Genomic DNA, 7,775 nt, shown 5'->3' with positions numbered 1-7,775 from the left:
GGGGTGGGGTGGTCGAAGACGAGGGTGGCGGGCAGGGCGAGGCCGGTGGCGTCCCGCAGCCGGTTGCGCAGTTCCACGGCGGTCAGCGAGTCGAAGCCGAGTTCCTGGAAGGCGCGGCCGGCGGGCAGGGCGGCGGCGGAGGTGTGGCCGAGGACGGCGCCGGTCTCGGCGAGCACCAGGTCCAGCAGCGCTGCCCGGTCCAGGGCGGCGGCCGGGGTGGCCGGTGCCGGCGCGGTGTCCGCCGGGTCGGCGGCCTCGGGCAGGCCGGCGAGCAGCGGGCTGCGCCGGGCCAGGGTGAAGGTGGGCGCGAACACCGGCCAGTCGACGGCGGCGACGACCAGTGAGGCCTCGTCCCGGGCGAGGGCGCCGGCGAGGGCGGCGACGGCGCGGTGGGGTGCCATGGCGGGCAGGCCCCAGCGGAGCATCTGGGCGCGGGCCGGGCCGTCGGACATGCCGGCGCCGTCCCAGTGGCCCCAGGCGACGGCGGTGGCGGGCAGGCCCTCGGCGCGGCGCCGGGCGGCGAGCGCGTCGAGGTGGGCGTTGGCGGCGGCGTACGCGGCCTGCCCGCTGCTGCCCCACACTCCGGCGCCGGAGGTGAACAGCACGAACGCGGACAGCTCGCGGTCGCGGGTCAGTTCGTCCAGCAGGACGGCGCCGGTGACCTTGGCGGCGGCCACCTCGGCGAGGTCGGCCCGGGTGAGTTCGTCCAGCGGCCGGTACCGCTCGACGCCGGCGAGATGGAACACGGCGGTCACCGGGTGCTCGGCCAGCACCCGTGCCAGCGCGTCCCGGTCGGCGGCGTCGCAGGCGACGACGTCGACCTCGGCGCCGAGCGCGGTGAGTTCGGCGGCCAGCTCGCCGGCGCCGGGCGCCTCGGGGCCGCGCCGCCCGGTCAGCACGAGTCGCTCCGCACCGGCCCGGGCGAGCCAACGGGCCACGTGCGCACCGAGACCTCCGGTGCCGCCGGTCACCAGCACGGTGCCGGTGGGGCGCCAGGCGGGGGCGGCCCCGCCCGCCGGGGCGCGGTGCAGCCGGCGGCCGAAGGCCCCGGAGCCGCGCACGGCCACCTGGTCCTCCGGCCCCGCCAGCACGGCGGCGAGCCGGTCGGCGACACGGGCGTCGAGGACGGCGGTGGCGGTGCGGGCGTCCGCCGCGCCATCAGCCGGGTGCGCACCCGGGGCGCCGCCGGTGCCGCCTGCGGCCACCGTGCCGCCGGCCGCGGGCGCGTCCGGCGCCCCGTCAGCGGTACGGACGTCCGGCACGCCATGGGCGGTGCGGGCGCCCGGCGTGCCCTCGCCCCCGCCCGGCGCGCGGTCCTCGGCCGTACGGACGGCCGGCGCGCCGTCCGCCGGCAGGTCGATCAGGCCGCCCCAGCTCTGCGGCCGTTCCAGTGCCGCGACCCGGCCGAAGCCCCAGATCTGCGCGGTGGCCGGGTCGGCGGGGGTGTCCGCCGGGCCGGTGGCGACGGCGCCGCGGGTCACGCACCACAGGGGCAGGCCGCCGTCGGCGCGGTCATGGGCCTGGACGAGGGCGAGCAGGCCGGGGAGCGGGTCGGGGTCGCCGGGGCGGAGGACGGCGATCACGCCCGCGGCGCCTGCGGTGAGTTCGGCGACGCGGTCCGGGTCGTAGGCGGGGATCCGGGTGACGTCCATGCGCGCGGCCAGCGCGGCGACGACGGCCTCGGACCAGGGGTCGCCCGCGGCGAGGGCCAGCCAGCGGCCGCCGGGCGCGGCGGCGGCCGGGGCGGCGGGCAGCGGGGCCCAGTCGACGCGGTAGCGCCAGGAGTCGACGGCGGTCTCGTCGGCGCGCCGCTCGTGCCAGGCGGCGAGCAGCGGGTGGACGGCGGCGAGCGGCTCCCGGGCGGCGGGGTCGGCGCCGAGGACGGCGGCCAGTTCGTCGGCGGAGCCGTGCACCGCGGACCAGAACGCGCTGTCCTCGCCGCCCCGCCCCCGCGGGTCCGCCCCGGTGTCGGCGAGCCACAGCCGCTCGCGCTGGAAGGCGTAGGTGGGCAGCGGTACGGGGCGGGCGCCGGGCAGCGCGGGCCGCCAGTCGACCGGTACGCCGCGCACCGCGGCCTCGGCGAGGGAGCCGAGGAAGCGGGCGGGGCCGCCGTCGTCCCGGCGCAGCGAGCCGACGGCGAGGACGGCCGGGTCGGTCTCCTGGAGCGCCGCGGTGAGCACGGGGTGCGCGCTGGCCTCGACGAAGGTCGTGAACCCGGCGTCCAGCAGGGCTCGCGCGGCACGGTCGAAGCGGACCGGCTCGCGCAGGTTGCGGTACCAGTACGCGGCGTCCAGGCCGGCGGTGTCCAGGATCTCGCCGGTCACCGAGGACACGAAGGCGATGCTCGTGGCACGCGGGGCGACGGCGGCGGTCGCGGCCAGCACCTCGGCGCGTACGGCCTCGACGTGCGCGGAGTGCGAGGCGTAGTCGACGGGGATGCGCCGGGCCCGCAGGCCGTCCCGCTCGGCCCGGGTCAGCAGCTCGTCCAGGGCGGCGGCGTCGCCGGAGACGACGGTCGCGGCGGGCCCGTTGACGGCGGCCACCGACAGCCGCTCGCCCCACGGCGCGATCGTTTCGCGCGCGGCGGCCTCGGCCAGCGGCAGCGAGACCATGCCGCCCCGGCCGGTGAGGGCGCGCAGTGCCCGGGCGCGGGCGGTGACCAGCAGGGCGGCATCCTCCAGGGTGAGGGCGCCGGCGACGCACGCCGCGGCGATCTCGCCCTGGGAGTGACCGACGACGGCGGCCGGCTCCACGCCGTGCGCCCGCCAGAGGGCGGCCAGGGAGACCATCACGGCCCACAGGGCGGGCTGGACGACGTCGACGCGTTCCAGCGCGGCCGGGTCGGCCAGGACGTCGCGCAGGGACCAGTCGGCGTGCGGGGCGAGGGCGGCGCCGCACTCGTCCAGGCGGGCGGCGAACTCGGGGAAGGCGTCGGCGAGTTCGAGGGCCATGCCGGTCCACTGGGTGCCCTGTCCGGGGAACACGAAGGCGACGCGGCCGGCGGGACCGGCGGTGCCGCGGACCACGCCGGGCGCGGGCTCGCCCGCGGCCAGTGCGGCCAGGCCGCGCAGCAGGCCGTCCCGGTCGGCCCCGACCACGACGGCGCGGTGCGCGAACGCCGAGCGGGTGGTGGCCAGGGCCAGGGCGACGTCTTGGGGCCGGTCGCCGGGCCGGTCCGCCAGGTGGGCGGCGAGCTTGGCGGCCTGGGCGCGCAGCGCGGCCTCGGTCCGGCCGGACAGCGGCCACGCCACCGCACCGGGCGCCGCGGAGCCGTCCGCCGCGCCGGGCGTCTCGCGGCCGTCGGACGCGTCGGACGGGTCCGGTGCGTCGGGTGCCTGCTCGACGATGACGTGCGCGTTGGTGCCGCTGACACCGAACGCGGAGACGGCGGCGCGGCGCGGCCGGTCTCCGGCGGGCCACGGGCGGGCCTCGGTCAGCAGCCGTACCGCGCCCGCCGACCAGTCGACCTTCGGGGTGGGCGCGTCCACGTGCAGGGTGCGGGGCAGCAGCCCGTGGCGCAGCGCGAGCACGGTCTTGAGCACGCCGGCGACGCCGGCGGCGGCCTGGGTGTGCCCGAGGTTGGACTTGACCGAGCCGAGCCAGGCGGGCGCGGTGCGGCTGTGGCCGTAGGCGGTGAGCAGGGCCTGGGCCTCGATCGGGTCGCCGAGGACGGTGCCGGTGCCGTGCGCCTCCAGCAGGTCCACGTCGGCGGGCGAGAGCCGGGCGTCGGCGAGCGCCGCCTGGATGACCCGGACCTGCGCCGGGCCGTTGGGCGCGGTGAGGGCGCTGCTGGCGCCGTCCTGGTTGACCGCCGAGCCGCGCAGCACCGCGAGCACCGGGTGGCCGTGGCGCCGGGCGTCGGACAGCCGCTCCAGCAGCAGCATGCCGGCGCCCTCGCCCCAGCCGGTGCCGTCCGCCGCGGCGGCGAACGGCTTGCAGCGGCCGTCGGGGGCGAGGCCGCGCTGCCGGGAGAACTCCACGAAGGTCGCCGGGGACGACATGACCGTCACACCGCCGGCGAGGGCCATCGCGCACTCGCCGCCGCGCAGCGCGCGCATCGCCCAGTGCAGGGCGACCAGGGAGGCGGAGCAGGCGGTGTCGACGGTGGCCGCGGGGCCGCGCAGGCCGAGCGTGTAGGCGATGCGCCCGGACAGCACGCTGCCCGCGATGCCGGTGCCGCCGTGGCCCTCCACCCGGTGCAGCAGCGGGCGGGCGGCGGAGATGTAGTCCTGGCCGTTGGTGCCCAGGTACACGCCGACGTCGGTGCCGCGCAGGGACTTCGGGTCCATCCCGGCGCGTTCGACGGCCTCCCACGCGGTCTCCAGGGCGAGCCGCTGCTGCGGGTCCATCGCCAGCGCCTCACGCGGCGAGATCCCGAAGAAGTCCGCGTCGAACCCGGCGGCGTCCGCGAGGAAGCCGCCCTCCCGCACGTACGAGGTGCCCGTGTGCTCCGGGTCCGGGTGGTGGAGGGAGGCCAGGTCCCAGCCGCGGTCGGCGGGGAACTCGCCGACGGCGTCGCGCTCGTCGGCCAGCAGCCGCCACAGCTCCTCGGGCGTGTCCACGCCGCCCGGGAAACGGCAGGCCATGCCGACGATCGCGATCGGTTCGGCGGCGCGTTCGGCCGTCTCCCGCAGGGTCTGCCGGGCCTGGGCCAGTTCTCCGGTGACCCACCGCAGGTGGTCGAGGAGCTTGTTCTCGTTCTCCACGTTCAGGACTTTCCGAGTTCGTTCCGAATGAAGTCGAAGATCTCGTCGGCGGACGCCGTGCTCAGCCGGCTCGCGTCCGCGACGGATGCGGCGGGCCCGGCGGCACCGGCGGGCGCGGCCGGTGCCGGCGTCCACGCGTCGAGCAGCCGGCGCAGCTCGGCGGCGACCCGGTCGCGGGTCGGCTCGTCGGCCGTGGCCGGGTCGAGCCGGGCGAACCGGTCGAGATCGGTGGTCGACGGCCGGTCCGCTGCGGGCGCGAGGGCGGCGGTGAGGTGGGCGGCGAGCGCCTCTCCGTCGGGGTGGTCGAAGACCAGCGTGAGCGGCAGCGTGAGGCCGGTGGCCCGGGCCAGCCGGTTGCGCAGTTCGACGGCGGTGAGCGAGTCGAAGCCGAGGTCGACCAGGCCCCGCGTGGTGTCGACCGCGGCCGGGCTGCCGTAGCCGAGTACGGCGGCGATGGCGTCGCGGACGAGATCGAGCAGGACGCGCGCGCGTTCCCCGTCGGGCAGGGCCGCGAGGCGCCGGCCGGGGTCGATCTCGCCGGTGGCCGTGCCGGGTTCGGGCGCGACGGCCTGCCGGGCCTCGGGCACGGTGGAGATCAGCGGGCTGGGCCGTACGGCGTGCAGGGAGGGCGCGAGCCGGGCCCAGTCGACGTCGGCGAGCACCACGGCCGGGTCGCCGGCCGCGATCTCCCGGGCGAGCGCCGTCAGCGCCCGCTCCGGGTCCATCGGCAGCAGTCCGTCGCGGTCCAGGCGCCGGCGCACCTCGTCCGCGTCGGCCATGCCGCCGCCCGCCCAGGCGCCCCACGCCACGGCGGTGGCGGGCAGGCCGGCGGCCCGGCGGCGCGCGGCGAGCGCGTCGAGGTGGGCGTTGGCGGCGGCGTAGTTCGCCTGGCCCGCCCCGCCGACCACTCCGCCGAGCGCGGCGAACAGGACGAACGCCTCCAGGGGCAGGTGCGCGGTGAGTTCGTGCAGGGCGGTGGCGCCGTCGGCCTTGGCGCGCAGCACCGTGGCCAGCCGCTGCGGGGTCAGTGAGCCGTGCACCCCGTCGTCCAGGACGCCGGCGGTGTGCACCACGGCGGTCAGCGGCGGGCCGTCGGCGGCGATCTTGTCGAGCAGGGCGGCGAGCGCGGCCCGGTCGGCCACGTCGCACGCCTCGGCGACGGCCCGGCAGCCCGACTCGGCCAGTTCGGCGACGAGTTCGGCCGCACCCTCGGCGTCGGGTCCGCGCCGGCTCACCAGCACCACCCGGTCGGCGCCGGAGCGGGCGGCCCAGCGGGCGGTGTGCCCGCCCAGCGCGCCGGTGCCACCGGTGATCAGCACGGTGCCGGAGGGCCGCCAGCCCTCCACCGGGGGCTGCCCGTCCGGCCGGACCAGCCGCCGCCCGAAGACCCCGGCGGCCCGCACGGCGACCTGGTCCTCGGTGCCGGATCCGGCGAGGACCGAGCAGAGTCGTGCGACCGCCCGCTCGTCCGGCTCGGCGGGCAGGTCGACGAGGCCGCCCCAGCGGTGCGGCGCCTCCAGGCACAGCACCCGGCCGAGGCCCCAGACCTGGGCCTGCCACGGGTCGGCGGCCTCGTCGTCGGCGACCGCCACGGCTGAGCCGGTCACGCACCACAGCGGCGCGTCGATCCCGGCGTCGCCGAGGGCCTGGGCGAGGACGAGCGTGCCGGCCGCGGCGTCAGGGCCGGCGGCGAGCAGGGACAGCACCCCGTCCACCGGGCCCGGGGCCGCCACCTGCTCGGCGAGGCGGGCGCGGTCGGGCGTGCCCTCCACCGCGAGGTCGACGGTCCGCACGCCGCGCTCGGCGAGCCCGCGCAGGCATGCCCGCACCAGGGGTTCGTCCGCCCGTCCTGCCGGTACGGCGACGAGCCAGCGGCCGGCCGGTACCGCGTCCACGGCGGTGGCGAGCGGTTCCCACCGCACCCGGTACCGCCAGCGAGCGGCCGGGGCGGCCTCGGGACGCGCCACGGCGGGCCAGAACCGGCTGTGCTGGAACGGGTACGTGGGCAGGTCGGCCGGCCGCGCCCCGGCAGCGCGGAAGAACTCCGCCCAGTCGACGGCCGCCTGGGACCGGGCCAGCCCCTCCACCAGGGCGACGGCCTCGGGCCGGCCCCGGCGCAGCAGCGGCACTCCGCCCTCGGCCAGTGGCGCGAGCGTGGCGTCCGGCCCGACCTCCACCAGGGCATCGGCACCGGCGGCACGCACAGCGGCGACGGCGTCGGCGAACCGGACGGTCTGACGGACATTGCGCAGCCAGTACTCCGGATCACACAGCTCGTCACCCACCGGGGTGCCGGTCACCGTCGAGACGAACACCAGCCTCGGCGCATGGAAGGAGACGGACTCCAGCACCTGCCGGAAGTCCTCCAGAACCGGCTCCATCAGGTGGGAATGGAAGGCATGGCTGACCGACAGCCGCTTGGTACGACGGTCCGACCAGCGGGCCGCCTCGGCCAGCACAGCCTCCTCGTCACCGGAGAGGACCACCGACGACGGACCGTTGACCGCCGCCAGCTGCACCCCCTCCGGCAACTCCATCTCACCCTCGCCCGCCTGGACCGCGACCATCGCACCGCCCTCCGGCAGCGCCTGCATCAACCGCCCCCGCGCCGCCACGATCCGAGCCGCATCCGACAAAGACCACACACCGGCCAAGTACGCGGCAGTCAACTCGCCCACCGAATGGCCGAGTACCGCATCCGGGGCGACACCCCACGCCTCCAGCAGCCGGAACAGCGCCACCTCGAAAGCGAACAACGCAGGCTGCGCGTACACCGTCCGATCCAGCTCAGGAGTATTGATCACCTCCCGCAACGGACGGTCCAGCAGACCGTCGAACGCGGCACACACCTCACCGAAGGCTTCAGCGAACACCGGGAAGGCGGCAGCCAGTTCCACACCCATCCCCACCCGCTGCGCACCCTGCCCCGCGAACACGAACGCGGTCAGGCCGTTGCGCGCGGGCAGCAGTTCCGGATCCGCCAGGGCGGCGAGGAGTTCATCGCGGTCGGTGCCGACGACGAGGGCGCTGTGCTCGAAGCGAGAGCGTGCGGTGGCCAGGCTGAGGCCG

2 protein-coding genes are annotated in these 7,775 nt (G+C 78.0%); both read right to left on the bottom strand.

Annotated features, from left to right (window positions below):
* On the bottom strand, window positions 1-4,706 hold a 4,706-nt coding region (locus CCN44_RS32735; RefSeq protein WP_143650106.1), incomplete at its 3' end, for a type I polyketide synthase.
* A 2-nt stretch (window positions 4,707-4,708) separates the two neighbouring features.
* Window positions 4,709-7,775: type I polyketide synthase (locus tag CCN44_RS32730; protein WP_143650104.1), on the bottom strand; the 3,067-nt coding region annotated here is incomplete at its 5' end.

Source organism: Streptomyces tricolor, assembly GCF_002155905.1.
Taxonomy (GTDB): domain Bacteria; phylum Actinomycetota; class Actinomycetes; order Streptomycetales; family Streptomycetaceae; genus Streptomyces; species Streptomyces tricolor.
This window is presented reverse-complemented; position numbering and strand designations above follow the sequence as displayed.